Origin of the sequence: Rhodococcus sp. NPDC127593, from assembly GCF_042671975.1 — a bacterium.
Classification (GTDB): domain Bacteria; phylum Actinomycetota; class Actinomycetes; order Mycobacteriales; family Mycobacteriaceae; genus Rhodococcus_F.
This window is the reverse complement of record NZ_JBHXWI010000029.1, coordinates 77,338-95,583: the sequence shown is the minus strand read 5'-3', so window position 1 is coordinate 95,583 and position 18,246 is coordinate 77,338. Positions and strand designations below refer to the sequence as shown.

Below are 18,246 nucleotides of genomic sequence, written 5' to 3'. Positions count from 1 at the left end.
GACGACGAGCGCCGTAGAGAACCCCACAAACCGCGGTCAGCGTACTACGGGCGGTGCAACCCCTTGGATCGACATTCCGTCCAGTTCGACACGGCGGGCCACGGACATCGCTACCGTCCGAGACATAGGACCACATTCCACTGGCCGAGCCGCTGGCCGCAGATCACCCGCGCCATCCGAACGCGGGACACGACGCACCCGAACTGCGGCCCCTGCGTGCCGGCGACGTCCTCGACAATGCCTCCCGGGCCGCGGTGCGCGCACACGCGACATTGCCGATTGCACTCGCGCACTACGTGGACGCCGGTCTCCGGGTGCTGTCGTCGCCGAACCCGCAGGCCAACGTGATCGCCACCAGTAAGCGGGCGCTCATCGTCTCTACGAAGCCCTCCTACAGACCGGCGTGTCAGTGCCCGTCCCTGCCCCGGCGGCCAATCGCGAGTCGCAATGTGTACCGGCCGGCGGGGTCGAGACCGCCCGAGTCTGGGAGCGGGCGGCGCTGACCACAATACGGCGACGGACCTTCACCGTCCCACAGGCACCGAACCCTCGCGTCAGCGGAAAAGAGCACCAACAAACAGGAACTACTCCCGGCGGCGAGGTGCGGCGCGTTCCCACCAGTCGATCCTCTCGCCTTCGGCCACGCGCTTTTCCAACGAACGCGCGGTCAACTCGACCTGGGCGCCGGAACCGGACCAGCAGACCTTCCACAGTTCCTTCGCCGCGAGGTGATAGTGGTGCAGGACCTCATCGACGGTGTGCGCGTCCACCTCGCCGGCCCGGAAACGGTCCACCTCCGCCGCGACACTCGAACTCGGCAAACCACCCGCCCCTTCCTTGCGAGTGGTCCGTCGATGCGCCACGGAGATCAACCGGCCGTCCTCCCGCCAGAATGCAGACCCCGGCACCGCAATCCGGTACTACAGGAGCCATCGTTCGCGGAGAGTCGAATCCGATCCGGACCCACGGCCTCCATCAGCAAGAGAATCAGAGCCAGATGTGAACCCTCCGACCGAAGGGGTCCGGCGGCCGGAGGGTCTGGCCGTCGCGGGGTTTGACGTTCCGAGGTCACGCGGCAGCACGCCCATCGGATACCCGCATCCGACTGGTCTACTCCTCAGCCGAGAACGCACCGGTCCAGCTGACCGAAAGCGCCTGCCCCCGCCCGCTGAGCAGATCCTACGACCTGATGAGCCGGACCGAGTCGGGTCCAACGGACCCCGACATAAAACCGGAAAGTGTGTTCGATCTAGGAAAGTGTGTTCGATCTAACGGGGTGCGGACGCTGGTCACCGCCCTGATCGTCGTCGCCCGTCCGGCCTCACCCCTGGGGACGACCCCGTGGGGCCAGTCCGACGAAGACCGGAATCGGGCGGCGCGTCATCTTCTGCGAGACCCGACAGAGGGGGCCACGCCGAACATCATGCGACGAACCTCCACATCGGGTATGCATTGTGCAGGGCGTCGTTCAACCCCATTCAGGACGGTTCACGACAGCCGTCCGACCAGATGATCTCGTTACTCGAAGGGCAGGTGAATGGCCACCCAGAAGCGGGCGGAAGTCACTCGTCGCGCATTGCTCCATTCCGCGGCCGAGGTATTCACCCGCCACGGCTACACAGACACGAAGCTGAGCGAGATCCTCACCCAGACCCGGGCCACCAAGGGGGCCCTGTACTTTCACTACGCCTCCAAGGAAGAACTCGCCCGCGCCGTCATCGACGAGGGCACGCACCGATTCACTGCCGTGTGCACCCCGTACCTCGCCTCCCCCACACCCGCATTCGAGGCCATGATCGGCATCTCCTTCGTCACGGTCGACGCCGCCCTCACCGACCCGGTAATGGGCGCAACATTCCGCCTCATCACCGAAATGGGCGACTACCGCAGTTCCGAGACGGACACCTTCACCACCTGGATAACCACCTACCAACTCCTCGCCCGCCGAGCAATCGACGACGGCGACCTGCGCGAGGACACCGATCCGGACGCTGTCGGTCAACTCCTGGTGGAACTCTTCGCCGGCGCACGCCTGCTGGCGACGGCCACCGACAACCCTGCCACCCTGCCGACGCGGACCGCGATGGCGTGGGATCTGCTGCTCCCCGTCCTGGTAACCACCCCGAAGATCGACTACTTCCGACAATTCGTCACCCGGAGGCTGCCCACAGTGCGGCTGCCATGAAAGGTGCTGTCAGGAAGCGTCGAGGATCCTCGGTGTAACGGAACGCAGGATAGAGCCCTCGCGGAGTGCTTGTTCGATCAGGTGATCCTTGACCATATCGGCGTCGAGGCTGCGGTACCCGTCCAGGTCGGGGATGTGGTCGCGGAGCAGGGTGCTTGTCCCGGCGCCGGGTGCGCGGCGGTGAGGATCGCCGAGCGTCCTTCGCGGAGTGGGGTTTCCCGCGCCAGATACCGGTCGATGACGGTGCGGCGGAACCGCAGCCGGGCAGGGGATGCCGCGAAGCGGACCATCGTGTTCGTGTCAGCCTTGGTGTGCAGCGGGCCACCGGGCACGGACATGGCGGTGAGCTGCGCGGCGACCTTGCCGCGCAACGGATCCGGGGAGTTCACGCAGACCGTGCCGCCTGTTCGAGGGAGTCCTTGTTTCGCTTCATCAGCCGCCCGATCTCGTCGTCGGTCAGCAGTCCGCGGTAGTAGGCGCGTTCGATCTCGTCCCAGCTGCCGGGCTCGTACGCATCCGCCGAGACGCCGCCGCTGACCGGGACCCGGCCGAAGGTGAAGTTCCAGTCCAGCAGAACCTGCATCATCTCGGTATCGCTGATCTGGCCGGCGGTGCGGCGGTCGATGACCTCGGTCGGTGTCCGATCGAGCAGGGCCGGGTTCTCCAGCACGGTGCGCAGCATGCGGTGAATCGTAGGTTGCGAAATTCCGATGTGCTCATGGATGACCCGTTGGGTGATGTTGGCGGCGTTCGCCTCGGCCACCGCCCGCAGGACGTCGAGGTCGGCGACCCTGCGGCGGGCGGCCGCAGCATCGAGTGCGGCGACAGCCTTGTGGTCGATGGTGTCCACAACAAGCACCTCCTGATTCATTTTGAATCATCCCACTACAGGATACCCACACCCGCCCGACACCGTCCACCGCAGGCTCGATCGGACAGGAGAACGTCTAGGCCCGAGCACGTCACGGCCTGTCGGCGAGCAGGCGCGGGAACCCGGGCAGGTCACCGGTCCCTCATGGTGCGTGCTTCCGCAACCGAGCAGAGCAGAGAGGACGCACCGTTCAGCGCTACCGGCCGCACAACGTACACGTGCCAGCCAGGCGAGCGGGCATCCGCGAAACCCGTGAGGCGATCACAGCCACCGGGCGAACGATGGCGTCCCGGCGAAGCTGATGCGCGAGCGCGCGGGCTTGCGTGCACCCGCCCGACATCACGGTGCGCCCACCACGATTACTCGTGATGGGCGCACAACCGCCCCGACACCGTGGCGACGGTTTCCTCTCGGCCACCGACCGGGCACCCGCCACTAGTCGGGATCGGCGAGCCTACCGAGCAACCACGCTGCCACCTCCGGATCGTCGGTCATCACCATCAGCTAGCGGTGAGACGCTCACCGTGTCCGTCCTCGGCATCGACGCCCCCGAAGGCCAGGACTGCTGGGCAGACCAATCAACCCAGTTCGCGAAGGATCACCTCCTCGGCCGGGCAATCCAACTCAACCCGGAGTCGACGCAACCCGACACCGATAGTGCGGGCCAGGTCCACCGTTACGTCGCGCTCGACAACGACATGGACGGTGACTACGCGATCAAGGCCGCCCGCGAAGGAGCTGCCCGCGCCTACACCGTCGACTACTTGCGCACATCGGACCGGTTGATCGAAGCCGAATCCGCCTCCCGCGCAGCCGACCGCGGACTGTGGACCTGCGACGGCGGAACCCCGGCACCGAGTCCCGCGCCGGCACCGCAATCTCGCCCTGCACCAGCACCGTCCACCCCGGCACCGAGCCCGGGCCCGTCGGGGAACGTCGTCAAACCCGGTGCCTTCTGCAGCGGCGGCACCGGCGTCACCAGCACCGGAACTCCGATGGTCTGCGCACCCGGTTCCGACGGACACAACCGGTGGAGGGCCGCGAGCTAAAACCAGCCGCTGGGTGGTGACGATCGAGCAGTCACGCCGTACCGCGTGACCTGCTCGCTCAACCCGAACACCGGCAGTGGGGCGCGCCTACCATGAGATGCGCCCCACTGCGCGTTCGTGTTCGTTTACGAACGCGCCGATCCGTCCGCCGATACCCGTTCCGGGTTCGGGGGGACCGTTTACGGGCCGGGCGGCAGCATGTCCATGGCGCCGGCCGCCGCCAACTGCCGTCCGGGTGGCGCTCAGCCACGCATCGGCCCACCCGCCATCGATGTCGTTCAACAGTTGAGACTGGGTGGCCCAGGACGGACCTCGGAAAATCCGGCCGCTCCGGTGGATGCAGACGCAACGAAGTCCGCTCGGACACCCACTGCACCACGCAGAACACGAACTCCTCTGGATCGGTGGTGCGGGATTCGGGCACTCCCCCTGCGCCCCTCTGTCATTCACATGAATGACACAGGGCAAGCACATCGGGCGCCACTTCGCGGCGCGGACGTAACGCCAGCCCCAATCCCCGGCGCGATGGCGGCTACTCTCCCCAGCCGTCGAACAACTCGAGGAATGGGCGCGACGGCTCCATACCCGCCGCGCGCGCCGCCCGCCGCTTCGCGGCCTGCTCCCGCGCGACACCATTGAGGATCAGACCGGCCACTTCCACCCGGCCGCCCACCACCACGACCCGACCAGGACGCACACCATTCCGGCGACCAACGCTGCCACTTCCAGCCCTCGCATCCAGAAGTCATATCAGCAATCCCCAGCAAACACACGATCCCGGCGCATGACGACACCGATGCTCTGACACAATCGAAAGCACATCGCGCAGAGCAACAAGCGAAACGGGAACGATGACACACCACTGATCACGTCCGCCACCGGCCTCGTCACGGCTACCGGGGTGTACTGCCTCTCCCCGACAGCAACCACATGGTCACCCACCATGTCCGTCATCGGGATCGGTACCTGGGCGGTCAGTGCCACCGCCATCGTCCGCCACCAGCACCGGCGACACTCACCACCCACGGCACGGTGAACACCTCCCTCCGCTGCGACTCCAGCACCAAGTTCAGCGCATAACACAGCGCATAACACTGTGACCGGTTGCGGCGAGGGCTCAGTGGTCCGACCCGGCCGCATCTTCTGCACCAATGAGTGAGAGGAATTTGCCCGTGGTGACATTCGACGAGACCAACCTCGGTATCGAGGCGCCCGAGCGCACCAACGTCTGCGCGATCGTTGCACTGTCCTGCGCCCTGACAGGGCTATTCGTCCCGGCGCTGGTGTTCGGAGCGATCGGTTACGTCGAGACCGGCGGGCGCGACCACGAAACCGGCTCCGGTCTGGCCGTTGCCGCACTGATCCTCGGGGCCATCGAACTAATCGTCGCCGTGCTGACCGCGGTCATCGTGCTCGTGACGATGCGTTGAACGGGGCAGTCCAGGCCCGGCATTGTCGGCACCCGACACCCACCCCCGAGGCAGCCGCATACCGTCACGGTCATCGATTCGCGCTGGACGAGCCGCGCGATCCAAGCCGCCGCTTCCCCCTTCGACTGGCTTGCTTTGTGCTTCGGAGGGGGTATGCACGACGCCATCAGACACGCGTCAATGCCTCCCCCATCGTGCGGTTGAGGGTGCCGAGCGAGCGGACGGCACTGCGAACCGGCCCGGGTGTGGTGGTCGACTGCAGCATGACGTCGGGTGCCGAGGTTTCGGTGAGTTTCTCTGGAGGCTCTACGTGCTCGCCGGCGAGTGCGCGTTTGACGTCGGCGATGGTTGCCTGAGTGACGTCGGCTGCTTGGCGCAACGCCTTCGTGGTCGCCTGCGACGGTCCGCTGTCCGATTCGCCGCGAGAGGCGCTCACCCCCGCTCGGGCGAGTGCATGAGACGATCGATTGCTGACCGTCATGATCCGCAACAACCGTTTCGCTCCCCGACGGGTCCGCGTCGTCGGTCCCATTTCCAAGGGCTTGCCCGCCGTGACAAGGTCCTTCAGCGCGTTGTCCAGCTTCCGGATGTCGGCGACGAGGTCAGTCTCATGGCCTGGTTGGACGACGGCTCCGATACCGGTGTCGATGATGGCACTCATCTGATCGAGGTAGTCGTCGATCTTCGAGATCAGCGTCGATCTCGTTCCGGTGGAGAAGATGAAGTACGCCGCCGCTATTCCGACGAGTCCGCCGGCCGCCGTTTCGTAGATGCGCAGTTCGAGTACCGCGATGCTGAATGTGCCGAGCAGTCCGTACAGCATCGCAAGCATGACGGTGACGAAGAAGGAGAGCAATGCGTAGGCAACCGTGACGAGGTAGAACGCGAAGAATACGCAGACAACGAGCAGGAGCAGCTGCAATGGCTGGTTGTTTCCGACCAACGCGGACAGCAATACTCCTGCAAGAACTCCCGCGATGGTGCCGACCACGCGGTGGCCTGCGCGCGAGAGAATCTCACCGCGGGTAGACGCTCCGGTGAAAACGAGGAAGGCCGTCAGGACCGCCCAGTACCAGCGGTCGGGCGAGATGAGCTCACCGAGAATCGTTGCAGCGCTGGTCGCGACGGCTACCTGGATCGCGGCTTTGGTGCTCGGATTCCATCCGGTGTCCGTGTCTTCGACCTCGTCCGGTTTCTTCCTCGGCCCCGGTTCTGTTCGCAGGGCATTATGGGTGATGTGATGGATCGCGATGTGTGCCTGCACTGCTCGCATCGCGACGGCGGTCGCGATACCCGCCGGAGTCGATGGATCGGACTTGTCTGCGGCCGCGGCGGCGAGGCGTCGGGCAGCGCGGAGTTGGTCGTCCGACGGATTGTTCTGCAGGCACGATCCCAGTGCCGTGGTCGCCTGCCCCAGCGAATTCGGCCACGACTTGTTCGGGTCGAGCGCCCACAGCGCGCTGACGAGTTGTTCGGTCGCGATTTGCGCGTCGAAGATACGAACGGACAGATCATCGTTCGTGACGCTCAGTAGCTGGGCGGCATCGTTGCGGTCAAGCCAGTCGTCGATCATCAGCGCGGTGCTTCCGAGCCGGTCGAGTTTCTTGCGGAGTAGATCGAGTTTCCGATAGCCCCTGTTCGACGCCACCTCCAGCACGTCGATCGACGCGGCCCGCAGCGCCCGAACCAACCGTGTGAGTTCGAGCCCGGGCCGGTCCGGCAGGATCACGGTACGGACGAGGAGCGAGATACCGACGCCGGCGACGATGGACACGGCGAGGATGGGAATCTGCCCAGGCTCGGCCCGAAGGAAGAGCGCGAAGAAGTAGCAGATGAACGCGACCATCCCGAGAGCCGTCCCTCGCAGGCCGTAGCGCCGCACCCAGACGGCCGCGAAGAGCACCGCGATGAAGCCCACATCGGCGACCTTCCCGAACTGTGACAGCACCGCGGACATCGACACCGCTGCGATTGCGGGGAACACGAGCAGCAGTGTCGTGATCACCCTGCTGTGCTGATCCCTGTCCTTGACCGCCGCCGAGGACTGCATCGCGACGACCGTCCCGAGCAGCGCGACGGTGAGTGGCTGGCCGATCACGTGGGAGCCCGGTAGCAGCACCACCATCGCGAGCACGACGGTGATCGTCGTGGCGGTTGCGGCACGCAGCCGCAGCCTGCCGGGATCGGAGACCGCGAGAAAACGGACTGTCTCCTGTACGAACCGAAAAGCCATTCACCGATTGTGCGCCTTCGGCACCCGCGCATCCGTCATGACACCCCTATACATCGCGGATACGTCCCGAATCAACTTACAGTGCATAGGATTAACTCTTCGACAGGAGGAGTTTCGGGTTTGGGAGATATCGCTCAGCACCATGTGGCCACCGTCTGCATCTCAGCGGATCCACACCTCATCACAGTGGCGGCGGCGCGCACCGGAACGGACGTCGAGCTGCAGATCCACGTCCATCGCGGCGTTCGGCGTCGCGGCAGAGCAGTGGTTCCCCGCCGTGGCCGGGTTCGCGGTCACGGTTCTCGTGCACACCGTCGACGCCGAGACGGGTCGGCCACGGTATCTGCCGCCCGCCGAGCCCGCCGAGTGGGCGCGCGTGATCTTCTCCATCGCCGGCGCCTCGCACGGATACTTCCTCGGCGCCGTCGACCCGGACACCGGCCGCCACCGACGCGGGCAACTCGCACACCGCCTCTACCCAGGCACCGACCGCCAGGCGATTCCCGTGCCACGACAGGTGCTCACCTGCCCGCACTACCTGCTCCCTGCCATCGACGGCAGAGAGCAGATCACCATTCCCACGACGGCCTGACGATCACCAACGCTACGGCGCAGCCGAAACTGCTCTTGACCTGCCACGACGACACGTTCCCCATTTGGATGCGACCGCCGACCACGGCCGGCGATTACGACGGTGACGATGCGAACCTCCCGTGACAGCCTCCGGAGATCGCGGTACGCGTGAGCCGCGGGTGCTGATCGTCTCGGTCAGGTCGATGACCGCAGCCGCGGGTGTCGCGGTCGGTGAACCGTTTCGTCGCCCGTTCTCGCTGTCTGGTGGGTGGTGTGAGTTCTCGATCCGATTGTTCAAGTACTTCGAGCGGCGATGCTCGACCGATGCGATCAGCTCGCGGTGGGCGACCTGGTAGCTGTCGAGTTTACGTCGGTGACGATCACCCGCGGCGCATAGTCCGCCCCAGGAGGTTGACGTCGCAGCACGCGATGCCCCCGAGAGCATGGCGCGGCACCGCGCCCTCTAGTCTGGCGGGTCCGAACACCCACAGTATGAGGAAAGATCAGTCATGGCCACCGACTACGACGCACCACGAGTCACCGAATCCGACGAGACGGACACCTCCCTCGAACAGCTGGCCGCCAGCCGGAAAGACACCCAGTCCCCCGTCGTGGACGTCGAGGACGCCGACACCGCCGAGTCCTTTGAACTGCCCGGCGCCGACCTCTCCGGTGAAGAATTCACCGTCCGCGTCATCCCCAAGCAGTCGGACGAATTCACCTGCACCAGTTGCTTTCTGGTCCACCATCGCAGCCGTCTCGCTGATGCTGATCAGCTGATCTGCCGGGACTGCGCCTGAGAACGTCGATCAATCGGAGTGCCTCGCATCTCCGAAATCCGGGCTTCCCGGATTCGGTCGCCATCGCCGTCGCTGAGTAACCTCTCACCTCGCCCGTGGGCCCGCGGCCGAGGCGTTGCGTCCACGGGCGGGTTGGCACGTGGCACGGACGGGAGGGTCAGGTCTCGGGTCGGTCGGCCGGAACCTGCGGGTAGACCACGACACCGTTCTCCTTCACCCACGTCTCGTCTCCACCATCGGCATGCTCGACGAGCAGCTCCACGGTCGGGATCTCCGCGGACAGTGGGTGATCGAACGCCGCGCGGGCGTTCCGCGCGCACACCGTCACCTCGGAGTTGCCGGTGTAGAGGGCGTCGATGACGAATCCCGGGGTGAACCGGCCACCGAAACCGTCACCGCCACGCAGCGCTTCCTGCCGCCCCCGCCACCACCTAGTCAGAGCGCGTGCCCGGGTGATGTGCTGGGGCGCTTCCACATCGAGGATGGTGAACTTCTCATACTCGGCGTAGGCGAGGTCTCTCAGTAGCCGGGGGCCGAGGCCGGGCCAGCTGAACGTGCCCTCGAGGACCAGGTTCTCCCCGCGGGACAGACAGATCTCGGTGATGATGTCGAGGAGCTTCGTCGACTCGGTGTGCACCAGGGTGGCGAGTTCGCGGGGCATCAGCCGGTGCCCGTCCGCGAGGTCGATGGTCAGCAGGTCGGTGTAGATGCCCTGCTCGATGGCGTCCCGGAGCAGGTAGTCCTTGATCGTGTCCGCGTCGAGCACCCGCCATCCCTGCCCGGCGAGGTGCCGGCGGTCGATGCTCGATGACTTCCCCACCCCCGGTGGGCCGGCGGTCGCCAACGCAAGGAACTGGCGACCGATCCCGACGTCGGTCTGCTCCGCCAGGTAGGCATCGACGATCGCGTCCCGCGTGCGCCGGCGGGACACGGGTTCGAACAGGTGGATCGAGGCGGAGGGGCCGTCCTTGTCGAGGATCCCGCCGGGCCGGCACCAGGCCTCGAGGTCGGCGGCGACCGCGGCGGGGTCAGAGTGCATTCGCCTGCGCACGCCGGTCGGCGGTGGCCGCGAACAACACCCGGTAGTCCTCGTCGCTCAGGAGGTCGCGGGAGCGTTCGATCTGATCCCACGTCCCCCGCACATAACTCTCCCCGAGCGGATCATCGCCCGGAACGTGCCCGAAGGTGTAATCCCACGCCATCAGCTCGGCCATCATCCGCTCGTGGTCGATCCGCTTCGCCGCATGCTCGAGCAGCACCTCCCTCGGGCTGCGGTCGCGGGCGGCCGGGTTCAACCGCAGCTTCTTCACGATCCGGCTGACCTCCGGTTGTGTGACGGCCAGGTTCTTCGCGATCACCCGCTGCGGCACCTGATTGTCCGTCGCGTGCGCCACCGCCCGCAGCAACTTGATCTGCAGCAGCTCCTTCTCCGCCGGGATCGCCCGCAGGTCGCGCTCCACATCCGTCAACGCCATCACACACCACCTTCAACTGCAGTTATACAAAATGGTATCACTCCAACGAGGGCCACCCGGTGCAAGGTCACGCCGGCGGGAAGTGGAGGCGCCTATCGAGTACGCCAATCCCCCGCAAGCCCACTGATCCGCCGGGGCCCGGGGACCACGGGTGTGACTCACCCGACCTTTGACTTCAAGTACTTGAAGTTCCTAACGTCGATGACGTGAGTGCACAAACCACCCCACGCGACTACACCATCAAGGACGCGGCCGCCCTGACCGGACTTCCGGCCAGCACGCTGCGCTACTACGAGTCGGTCGGGGTGATACCGCCGATCAACCGCGGGGAAAGCAGCAAACACCGAGTCTTCGACGAGAACGACCTGGGCCAACTGCTCGGGATCGCGTGCCTGGCAGCGACCGGGATGTCCGTCAATGACATGAAAGAGTACGTCGCCAACGGGCAACACGGGGCCGCGGCCGCCCCCGCGCAGATCGAGTTGCTGACCGAACGCCGGCAGCAACTTGCACTCGAGGCCCAGCAGATCGCCCTTCGTCAACGCTACGTCGACCTCAAGATCGACTACTGGCACGCCATCGACGCGGGCGACGAGCCCCGCGCCACGCTCCTCGCGGCCGAGGCGAGCGCACTGGCCGACGACCTCCACAACACCAAGAAGCGATAACCCCACCCACCTGCCCCGGTGCGCCCCTCGACTGCTGCGCCACCGGTTACTCAGCCCTGCCCTGCTCACCACCCCTGTGACCACCACAGAAGTAAGGAAGTACTGCCATGCGCGTCAACGCGTACGCCGCCCCCACCGCCGGCCAGCCGCTGGCCCCCACCACCATCGAGCGCCGCGACGTCGGCCCCCACGACGTCCTCATCGAAATCCAGTACGCCGGCATCTGCCACTCCGACATCCACACCGTCAACGGCGACTGGGGCCCGCAACCCTTCCCCGTCGTGCCCGGCCACGAAATCGTCGGCCTCGTCGCCGAGGTCGGCACCGATGTCACCGGCCACCAGGTCGGGGACCGCGTCGGCGTCGGCTGCCTGGTCAACTCCTGCGGTCACTGCACCCACTGCCAGGGCGGCGACGAGCAGTACTGCGAAAACGGCATGGTCCCCACCTACGCCGGCGTCGACCGTGACGGCACCACCACCCAGGGCGGCTACTCCACCCACGTCGTCGTCGACGCCGACTACGTCCTGTCCGTACCGGAGAGCCTGGACCCGGCCGCCGCGGCCCCGCTGCTGTGCGCCGGCATCACCACCTACGCCCCGCTGCGCCGCTGGGGTGCCGGTCCCGGCAAGAAGGTCGCCATCGTCGGCCTCGGCGGGCTCGGGCACATGGCCGTCAAGATCGCCCACGCCCTCGAAGCTGAGGTCACCGTGCTCTCCCAAACCCTGAAGAAGCAGGAGGATGGCCTGCGCCTCGGCGCCGACGCGTACCACGCCACCTCCGACCCCAACACCTTCGAGCACCTCGCCGGCCGGTTCGACCTCATCGTCAACACCGTCAGCGCCGGCATCGACCTCAACGCCTACCTCGGCCTCCTCGCCGTCGACGGCACCCTGGTCAACGTCGGCGCGCCAGCCGAACCGCTCAGCGTGAACGTGATGTCACTGATCGGCGGCCGCCGCAACTTCGCCGGATCGATGATCGGCGGCATCGCCCTGACCCAGGAAATGCTCGACTTCTGCGCCACCCACAGCATCGGATCCGAAATCGAGGTCATCCCCGCCCACAAGATCAATCAGGCGTACGAACGGGTCCTCGCCTCCGACGTCCGATACCGCTTCGTCATCGACACCAGCACCCTGAACTAACCCACCACGAACGCCCGCCGCAGACAGGTCCCGCCGGGCGTTCACCCACACCACAACCCACCTTGCCGCCCGAGGGTGCACAGATCCGCAGCCTCAACGACTGTGCACAGGAGTGCTACTCAGCCGGGGGTGCTACTCAGCCGGGGTGCTCGGCCATGACCTGCCGTCGGTGTCACCACTCACGCTAGTTCGGCGGCAGTTGGCGTCGCGGGACGGCCAACATTTGCGGTGCAGGCTCCCCGATGACCTACACCACCGCCCGGTCCGATGACGAAACACATCCATTGAGGTGAAAGGACCGGTCCCCGACGGATCCACGCCATCTATACACCGACAGACGTCACCCGCGAAAAGGGCGCCTCTTGTCCGGGAACCCACTTCGGTCCGCCGATCCGACGTCAACCTTCCGAACGGGGATCATGACCGCCGCCCGCCGCCCGCAGCACCCGTTCCGACCGCTGCGTGTGTTCCTCCGCCGACAGCAACGAGATAGCGCACCGACATTCTTCGCGATTGCCTGCCGTGTCGATCGCCCTGAGGACGCTCTCCGTTGCTGCGTTCTGGGTGATCGGACTTGGATTCGTCCTGGCAGTGGCCGCGATTGCCTGCGGCGCCATCACGACGTCGCGGTCCCCTGCGGCCGACGACGAGGCCGCATCCTTGCGTGCGCTGCTGCGCGCGCTGCTAGAGGCGTCGTTGCCGGCGTCGCGGGGGTCATCGTTTCCGCGATTGCCCTGTTCCCCTCGCTGCGCAGCTGTGACCACGGGCGTGGCCGCAACATTCCCGGTCGACACCTGGATTGATACACGCCATCTGTGACCGCTGTCCCGGCTCGCACCGGTCCGCGAAGCGCACCGAGGTCGTCAGCGTCAGGCGGCGAGCCAAGTGGCGCAGCGCTTCTCGATCCGTAAGGGCCGGGTGTCGCTTCGGCCGATTTCCCGGGCCATTGCGGGAACCGATCCCCGGGGGCGTGCGACACGCTTCATACGCACTCTCAGGTCGGCGACGCTGCCGGCGATGCTAGCGATGCTAGCGACCACTGCAGTCCGACACCACCCGCCGCCGCAGCGCGGCGCACCACGGCGATTGTGGCCCGTGTTCGGTGCACCCCACGACCGGACAGCGTCAGTGACGCCTGTTCCCGCGGTCAGTGTGGCTCGCAGCACCCTCACCCGGCGGACAAATCGTCGAACAAGTGCGCCCGCTCCCCGCGGGACCGCCAATGCGTCCACGGGTCTCCGATTCGGCGTCGACGAACACCGACGACCACCGCCCCACAGCCCGCCAATGACCGGCCTTGACCTCGACCGCCGCACGATGACCGCCATGAAGCCGGCACAGCAACGCCCGCCCCGGCCGAAACCCGTGCTCGCCCAGCCACGACCGGGTCTGCCCCGCACACCAGACCTGCCGGCCAGCGCGCAGTACCGGACCCGGGCTCTGCCGGGGTGGTCCGGGCTCTGGCGCGGCGGTGGAACCGTGCCCACACGGATCCCTGCACTTGAACTGACTTCAGTTAGGCGACTAATGTGACGGCTGACACTACAGCTGCACAACGGAGGGGCACGATATGCCAGGAATCGACACCGACGTACTCGTCATCGGCGCGGGGATGGCTGGACTGACCGCTGCCGCCCGGTCCCTCGGCAGGGGTAGTTCGGTGATCGTCGTCGAGAAGTCCGCGACGGTGGGCGGGTCGGCTCAGTTCGCCGGGTACGCATGGACGGCGCCGTCGCATGAGGTGATGGACGAGGTCAACCCCGACGGCGACCCCGCATTGCGGCGCGCGCTCGTCGACGGGTTCGCTCCGGGAATCGAGTGGATTCGCTCCCTCGGGGTCGAGTGTGCGGAGGCCGTGACGGTCCTGCGGTACGGCACAGGCCACCAGTTCGACACCAACCAGTACATCGACGAGTGCCGCAGACGAATCCGGGCCGGCGGCGAACTGCTCACCGGCACCCGCACTCTCGGGCTACTCGCCGAGAACGGTGCCGTCGTCGGCGCGCGGATGCTGCTGGCAGATGGCACCGAACGGGAGATCCGTGCTCGCGCGACGATCCTCGCCACGGGCGGATTTCAGGCGAATGCCGAGGCGGTGAACAAGCACATCCATCCGGCTGCGAGCGCGATGCAGCTCCGGTCCAACCCGGCGAGCGTCGGCGACGGACTACGCCTGGCCGATGCTGTGGGTGTCGCGACCGGGACGGATCGCTCCGGTTTCTATGGACACCTCATTCCCACTGGGGTGAGCTTCCGTGACCCGTCCGACTTCGTGGCGCTCTCGCTGTACTACAGCGAGCACGCACTGCTGTTCAATCTCGACAACCGCCGGTTCACCGACGAGACCATCGGCGACCACTTGACCACGATGGACCTGCTCGAACAGCCCGAGTCCCGCGGATTGTTGGTGGCCGACGCGCGTGTTCACCGCGACTGGATCACCGGCAGCTACGTGGAAGGTGCGGCTGCCATCGACAAGTTCGACCTCGCGCAACGCCGCGGTGGCAGATGCGGATTCGCCGAGAGCCTCGACGATTTCGCCTACTTGCCCGCAGAGTGGGGTTACGACGGTGCCGCGATCGCCGAGCAGATCCGCGCGATCAATGCGGCAGGAAACGCGGTGCAGCCGCCACGCACCTACGACGCCGAGCCCATGGACGAGGGCCCGTACTACGTGATCGAGGCGTGCCCGGCGCTGACGTTCCCGTTCCACGGCGTGCGCATCGACGAGACCGGCCGGGTTCTCGCCGCTGCGGGCGGAACGATCGAGGGTCTGTTCGCAGCGGGTTCCGATACCGGCGGACTCTACGTCCACTCCTACACCGGTGGTATCGCTCCCGCTCTGGTGTTCGGCCTCGCCGCGGCGGACCGAGCTGCAGCCGACCGTGCGATCGTCAGCGCGTAAAGCAGGTGCCCGGCCACAACTGAAAAGGCGTGACGCCGTCGACGTCGATCCGAACGGTGCACGGCACACAATCCTCCAGTGCGTCATGCCGACTGATCGGAAAAGGAGATTCATCGTGCAGACCGCTGCGGTTACGCCCTCGCTCCGGGATCCGCTGCGCAACGCAGATTTCACGGTCCTCGTTGCCGTCCAGTGCGTCACAAATGTGTGCGTCTGGGTTTTCGTCGTTGCGGTCCAATGGACGCTGACCGTGTCTGGGGAGTCGTCGACGGTCATCGCCTCCGTCCAGACGGCGCTGGCGATTCCCTTTCTCCTGCTTGCTCTTCCGATGGGCGTCTGGGGTGAGCGCGGGGCGGGGCAGGTGTTGATGCAGGGCGCGTTGCTCGTCCTTGCGGGTGCGGCGGTGGCCGCGGCCGTGCTCGCGAGCATCGGCGACGTGCCCGCATGGCTGATGCTCGCCGCGGTCGGTGCGGTCGGCGTCGGGTTGTCCACTATCACGATCGCGTGGCAATCGCTCATGCCGCACATCGTGGGCCGACCCCTCGCGGGTACCGGGGCCATCCTCGATGGCGCCTCCTACAACGGCGCCCGTGCAATCGGTCCGATTATCGGTGGTGCACTGTTGACCGCGACGACGTCCGAGGCCCTCTTTCTGGCGTTGGGCGTCGTCTTCGCCGTGCTGGTCGTGCCGCTGCGCTCGCGGAGACGCGTCGGCTCGGTGCCGCGTTCATCCGAACGGATGCTGCCCGCACTGGCGGCGTCGACGCGGTTCGTCTGGAATTCTGCTTGGACCCGGAGACTGTTGTATCGCCTCTCGGTCTTCGGGATGCCCTCGAGTTGTCTGTGGGCTCTGCTGCCCGTGATCGCATACGAGCGGTTGGGCCTGTCCTCGAGTCGGTTCGGTCTGATGTTCGGGCTCGTCGGGTTCGGTGCCGTCGTAGGCACCGTGGCGGTGATGCCGCTTCGCCGCCGGATGACGCAGAACGCGTTCATCTGCGCCGGATCACTCGCCTATGCTGCCGTTCTCGCCGCGGTCGCGACGGTGTCGAATGTTGTGGTCGTCGCCGTGCTCATGGTGGTCGTCGGCGCCTCGTGGGTCGGTGTGCAGAGCTCCTGGATGATGGCTGCCCACGGTGCTCTGCCGACGTGGATCCGGGCCCGCGTGATTGCCTTGATGCTATTGGTCTTCCAGGGCTGCCAGGCGGTCGGCTCCCTCGTGTGGGGAGCGCTCGCCGACATCGTCTCCCTCGAGGTCGCATTCGCCGCGGCAGCCGTTGTGATGATGTGCGCGGGGATGGGCGCACTCGTCCATGGGATCGTGCCGGCGGAGACGATCTCCCCTACTCTCGACGACGAGACACGGTCCGCGGTTCCGCTGGCACCGGTGGCGGAGGAGTCGGCACCGGTCCGCGTGACTGTGACCTATCGTGTGCGGCCTGGTGGGGACGCATCGTTTCGGACCCTTCGGCGCGACCTCGCACGCGCCCGCCGCCGTCTCGGCGCGCGCCGCTGGACCGCTGAGGTCGGTACGGACCGCGTGATCGAGCGGTTCGATTTCCGCGATGTCGCGGAGTACCGACGGTATCTATCCACCCGGTTGACCGATCCGGAAAGGTGCCTGCTCGACAGAATCTGGGTCGACGCGTGCGCCGAACGCCCCATATCGAGGCTTTCCCACCGCTGATAGATTCCGACCGGCGCACTCGACACGACTGATTCCCCATGTGCGGTTGTTCGCGTCGCCTCGGCCGGTACAGAGTCCTTTCACACGAAAACGCGCGATTCGGAATCCGTATTACCTGGCCGACGCCCTGTCACGTGAGCGGCGGTGGCCATCGCGGATGGACGAATTGCCCCTAGCAGGGGCGCCCGGGCGGGGTGGCTCCGATTGCGGCAACGAGCCCAGCGTGCGCGTTGGAGACGACGGCTAACCTATGCCCGGCCAGGCCGCCTACTGGGTGACACGGCGCGCTCGAAGCAAGATCTGGTCTATTCGTCGGGCTCTATGTGCCCTTCGATGAATTCCCCGTCATACCACCCGCGGTCCTCTGCGTAGGACAACATGGCTCCGAAGTTCTCGCGCCACTCACGGGTGTGTGGTCCTTGATCACGGAGCCAGGCAGACCTGATGAAGACCGCGTCGTTGTCGATGTAGCCGATATTTGCGCTGACCAGCGATTCGTGGGCCTTCTCGCGATCGGAGCTCATTCGTACGTGAAACGTCTTGAGATCCAGGAGGTGACGAGTTACAACACTGTCAGAAGTGACCTCGATGTACATTGTCTTCCTTCCCTAGCTCGACGGGTAAGGCCCGGAGCGCGCCATCCGATGGAATTGGCTGTCGTGGAACACAATGGGTGATACCGAACTGTGCATCTTGATGCGGTTGACGGCAAGCACTGCGATTTCGTGATCACCCGCCCGAACCTGCTCGTAGATTGAACAGTTCACCCAAAGGGCTGCGCCGGCAATGAAGACGGCCCCGGAACTGTCGCGAACCCAATCTATTTCCGCGAATCGATCGGGCACTTGCGACGCGAGTGCCCGAGCGGTCGACGCGTGGGCGTCGGCCAGCACACTGACACCCAGAGATTGGGCTCGTCGGAGCAGAGGCCATGTTGTTGATGTGAGGGCGACGCACACGGACACCAGTGCTGGTTCGAGCGACACTGACACGAAGGAACTGGCTGCGATACCGGCCGGCTCGCCGTCGATCACTGCGCACACTGCCGCGACGCCTGATGGAAACCGGCCGTACGCGCCACGAAGGACGTGCGGCGACAGATCGTCGCCGCCGAAGAATCCGTCATCGGACCCTGCTGCCTGAATTTCTGACATTGACACCCCGCCACTCGGAACAAACTGAATTGGGTTCATGTCAGGTTACCGCAGACGCCCGCGCACCAGAA

General features: G+C 66.1%; 17 protein-coding genes and 3 pseudogenes. 10 read left to right on the top strand and 10 right to left on the bottom strand.

The genetic code is table 11. The features are described from left to right. Positions 1-162 precede the first annotated feature (162 nt). A pseudogene (locus ACFVJ3_RS26305) lies at positions 163-395 on the top strand (phosphatidylserine/phosphatidylglycerophosphate/cardiolipin synthase family protein); the annotation flags it as partial. Between the two features lie 189 nt (positions 396-584). Here ACFVJ3_RS26305 and ACFVJ3_RS26300 read toward each other — a convergent pair. Next, positions 585-908 (bottom strand): hypothetical protein, encoded by a 324-nt coding sequence (locus tag ACFVJ3_RS26300; RefSeq protein WP_378454838.1) that lies wholly within the window; start codon positions 906-908, stop codon positions 585-587. A 629-nt stretch (positions 909-1,537) separates the two neighbouring features. Here ACFVJ3_RS26300 and ACFVJ3_RS26295 point away from each other — a divergent pair. After that, positions 1,538-2,185 carry a ScbR family autoregulator-binding transcription factor gene (locus ACFVJ3_RS26295; RefSeq protein WP_378454837.1) on the top strand — a complete coding sequence of 216 codons (648 nt, stop codon included), beginning with the start codon at positions 1,538-1,540 and terminating at the stop codon, positions 2,183-2,185. Between the two features lie 77 nt (positions 2,186-2,262). On the opposite strand, the gene ACFVJ3_RS26290 is transcribed toward ACFVJ3_RS26295, so the two are convergent. Both ACFVJ3_RS26290 and ACFVJ3_RS26285 read right to left on the bottom strand, forming a co-directional pair. Further along, complete coding sequence (locus tag ACFVJ3_RS26290) at positions 2,263-2,574, bottom strand: hypothetical protein (protein ID WP_378454836.1); 312 nt, start codon at positions 2,572-2,574, stop codon at positions 2,263-2,265. Then, complete coding sequence (locus ACFVJ3_RS26285; protein WP_378454835.1) at positions 2,571-3,035, bottom strand: helix-turn-helix domain-containing protein; 465 nt, start codon at positions 3,033-3,035, stop codon at positions 2,571-2,573. The genes ACFVJ3_RS26290 and ACFVJ3_RS26285 overlap by 4 nt, the downstream gene beginning before the upstream one ends. Before the next feature lie 545 nt (positions 3,036-3,580). On the opposite strand from ACFVJ3_RS26285, the gene ACFVJ3_RS26280 reads away from it, so the two are divergent. After that, a complete protein-coding gene (locus tag ACFVJ3_RS26280) occupies positions 3,581-4,105 on the top strand; it encodes a thermonuclease family protein (protein WP_378454834.1) in 525 nt (174 codons plus the stop codon). A 532-nt stretch (positions 4,106-4,637) separates the two neighbouring features. On the opposite strand, the gene ACFVJ3_RS26275 is transcribed toward ACFVJ3_RS26280, so the two are convergent. After that, positions 4,638-4,802: a hypothetical protein gene (locus tag ACFVJ3_RS26275; RefSeq protein ID WP_378454833.1), complete on the bottom strand. Its 165-nt coding sequence runs from the start codon at positions 4,800-4,802 to the stop codon at positions 4,638-4,640. Positions 4,803-5,277: 475 nt separating this feature from the next. On the opposite strand from ACFVJ3_RS26275, the gene ACFVJ3_RS26270 reads away from it, so the two are divergent. Further along, a complete protein-coding gene (locus ACFVJ3_RS26270) occupies positions 5,278-5,535 on the top strand; it encodes a hypothetical protein (protein WP_378454832.1) in 258 nt (85 codons plus the stop codon). Positions 5,536-5,701: 166 nt separating this feature from the next. Here the strand turns inward: ACFVJ3_RS26270 and ACFVJ3_RS26265 are convergent, their stop codons facing one another. After that, positions 5,702-7,768 carry an FUSC family protein gene (locus tag ACFVJ3_RS26265; protein ID WP_378454831.1) on the bottom strand — a complete coding sequence of 689 codons (2,067 nt, stop codon included), beginning with the start codon at positions 7,766-7,768 and terminating at the stop codon, positions 5,702-5,704. Positions 7,769-7,888: 120 nt separating this feature from the next. Between ACFVJ3_RS26265 and ACFVJ3_RS26260 the strand changes: the two are divergent. Then, positions 7,889-8,360, top strand: a pseudogene (locus ACFVJ3_RS26260) (N-formylglutamate amidohydrolase). A gap of 214 nt (positions 8,361-8,574) precedes the next feature. Here ACFVJ3_RS26260 and ACFVJ3_RS26255 read toward each other — a convergent pair. Continuing rightward, positions 8,575-8,740: pseudogene (locus tag ACFVJ3_RS26255) on the bottom strand (DDE-type integrase/transposase/recombinase); the annotation flags it as partial. Positions 8,741-8,850: 110 nt separating this feature from the next. On the opposite strand from ACFVJ3_RS26255, the gene ACFVJ3_RS26250 reads away from it, so the two are divergent. Beyond that, a complete protein-coding gene (locus ACFVJ3_RS26250) occupies positions 8,851-9,141 on the top strand; it encodes a DUF4193 domain-containing protein (RefSeq protein ID WP_378454830.1) in 291 nt (96 codons plus the stop codon). A gap of 157 nt (positions 9,142-9,298) precedes the next feature. Here the strand turns inward: ACFVJ3_RS26250 and ACFVJ3_RS26245 are convergent, their stop codons facing one another. Both ACFVJ3_RS26245 and ACFVJ3_RS26240 read right to left on the bottom strand, forming a co-directional pair. Beyond that, complete coding sequence (locus ACFVJ3_RS26245; protein WP_378454829.1) at positions 9,299-10,180, bottom strand: hypothetical protein; 882 nt, start codon at positions 10,178-10,180, stop codon at positions 9,299-9,301. After that, complete coding sequence (locus tag ACFVJ3_RS26240) at positions 10,170-10,616, bottom strand: hypothetical protein (RefSeq protein ID WP_378454828.1); 447 nt, start codon at positions 10,614-10,616, stop codon at positions 10,170-10,172. Before ACFVJ3_RS26240 ends, ACFVJ3_RS26245 begins: the two co-directional genes overlap by 11 nt. 206 nt (positions 10,617-10,822) lie before the next feature. Here ACFVJ3_RS26240 and ACFVJ3_RS26235 point away from each other — a divergent pair, with 206 nt between their 5' ends. From ACFVJ3_RS26235 to ACFVJ3_RS26220, 4 genes are all read left to right on the top strand, one after another. After that, positions 10,823-11,284 carry a MerR family transcriptional regulator gene (locus tag ACFVJ3_RS26235; protein WP_378454827.1) on the top strand — a complete coding sequence of 154 codons (462 nt, stop codon included), beginning with the start codon at positions 10,823-10,825 and terminating at the stop codon, positions 11,282-11,284. 107 nt (positions 11,285-11,391) lie between these two features. Beyond that, a complete protein-coding gene (locus ACFVJ3_RS26230; RefSeq protein WP_378454826.1) occupies positions 11,392-12,432 on the top strand; it encodes an NAD(P)-dependent alcohol dehydrogenase in 1,041 nt (346 codons plus the stop codon). A gap of 1,570 nt (positions 12,433-14,002) precedes the next feature. Beyond that, positions 14,003-15,337, top strand: coding sequence for an FAD-binding protein (locus ACFVJ3_RS26225; RefSeq protein WP_378454825.1), 1,335 nt, complete (start codon positions 14,003-14,005; stop codon positions 15,335-15,337). A 115-nt stretch (positions 15,338-15,452) separates the two neighbouring features. Beyond that, complete coding sequence (locus tag ACFVJ3_RS26220) at positions 15,453-17,021, top strand: MFS transporter (RefSeq protein ID WP_378454824.1); 1,569 nt, start codon at positions 15,453-15,455, stop codon at positions 17,019-17,021. A gap of 305 nt (positions 17,022-17,326) precedes the next feature. On the opposite strand, the gene ACFVJ3_RS26215 is transcribed toward ACFVJ3_RS26220, so the two are convergent. Together ACFVJ3_RS26215 and ACFVJ3_RS26210 are read right to left on the bottom strand one after the other, a co-directional pair. Next, the gene (locus tag ACFVJ3_RS26215; RefSeq protein ID WP_378454823.1) at positions 17,327-17,617 is read right to left on the bottom strand and encodes a hypothetical protein; all 291 of its coding nucleotides are present in this window, start codon (positions 17,615-17,617) and stop codon (positions 17,327-17,329) included. 12 nt (positions 17,618-17,629) lie between these two features. Next, positions 17,630-18,214 carry a flavin reductase family protein gene (locus ACFVJ3_RS26210; protein WP_378454822.1) on the bottom strand — a complete coding sequence of 195 codons (585 nt, stop codon included), beginning with the start codon at positions 18,212-18,214 and terminating at the stop codon, positions 17,630-17,632. Positions 18,215-18,246 lie beyond the last annotated feature (32 nt).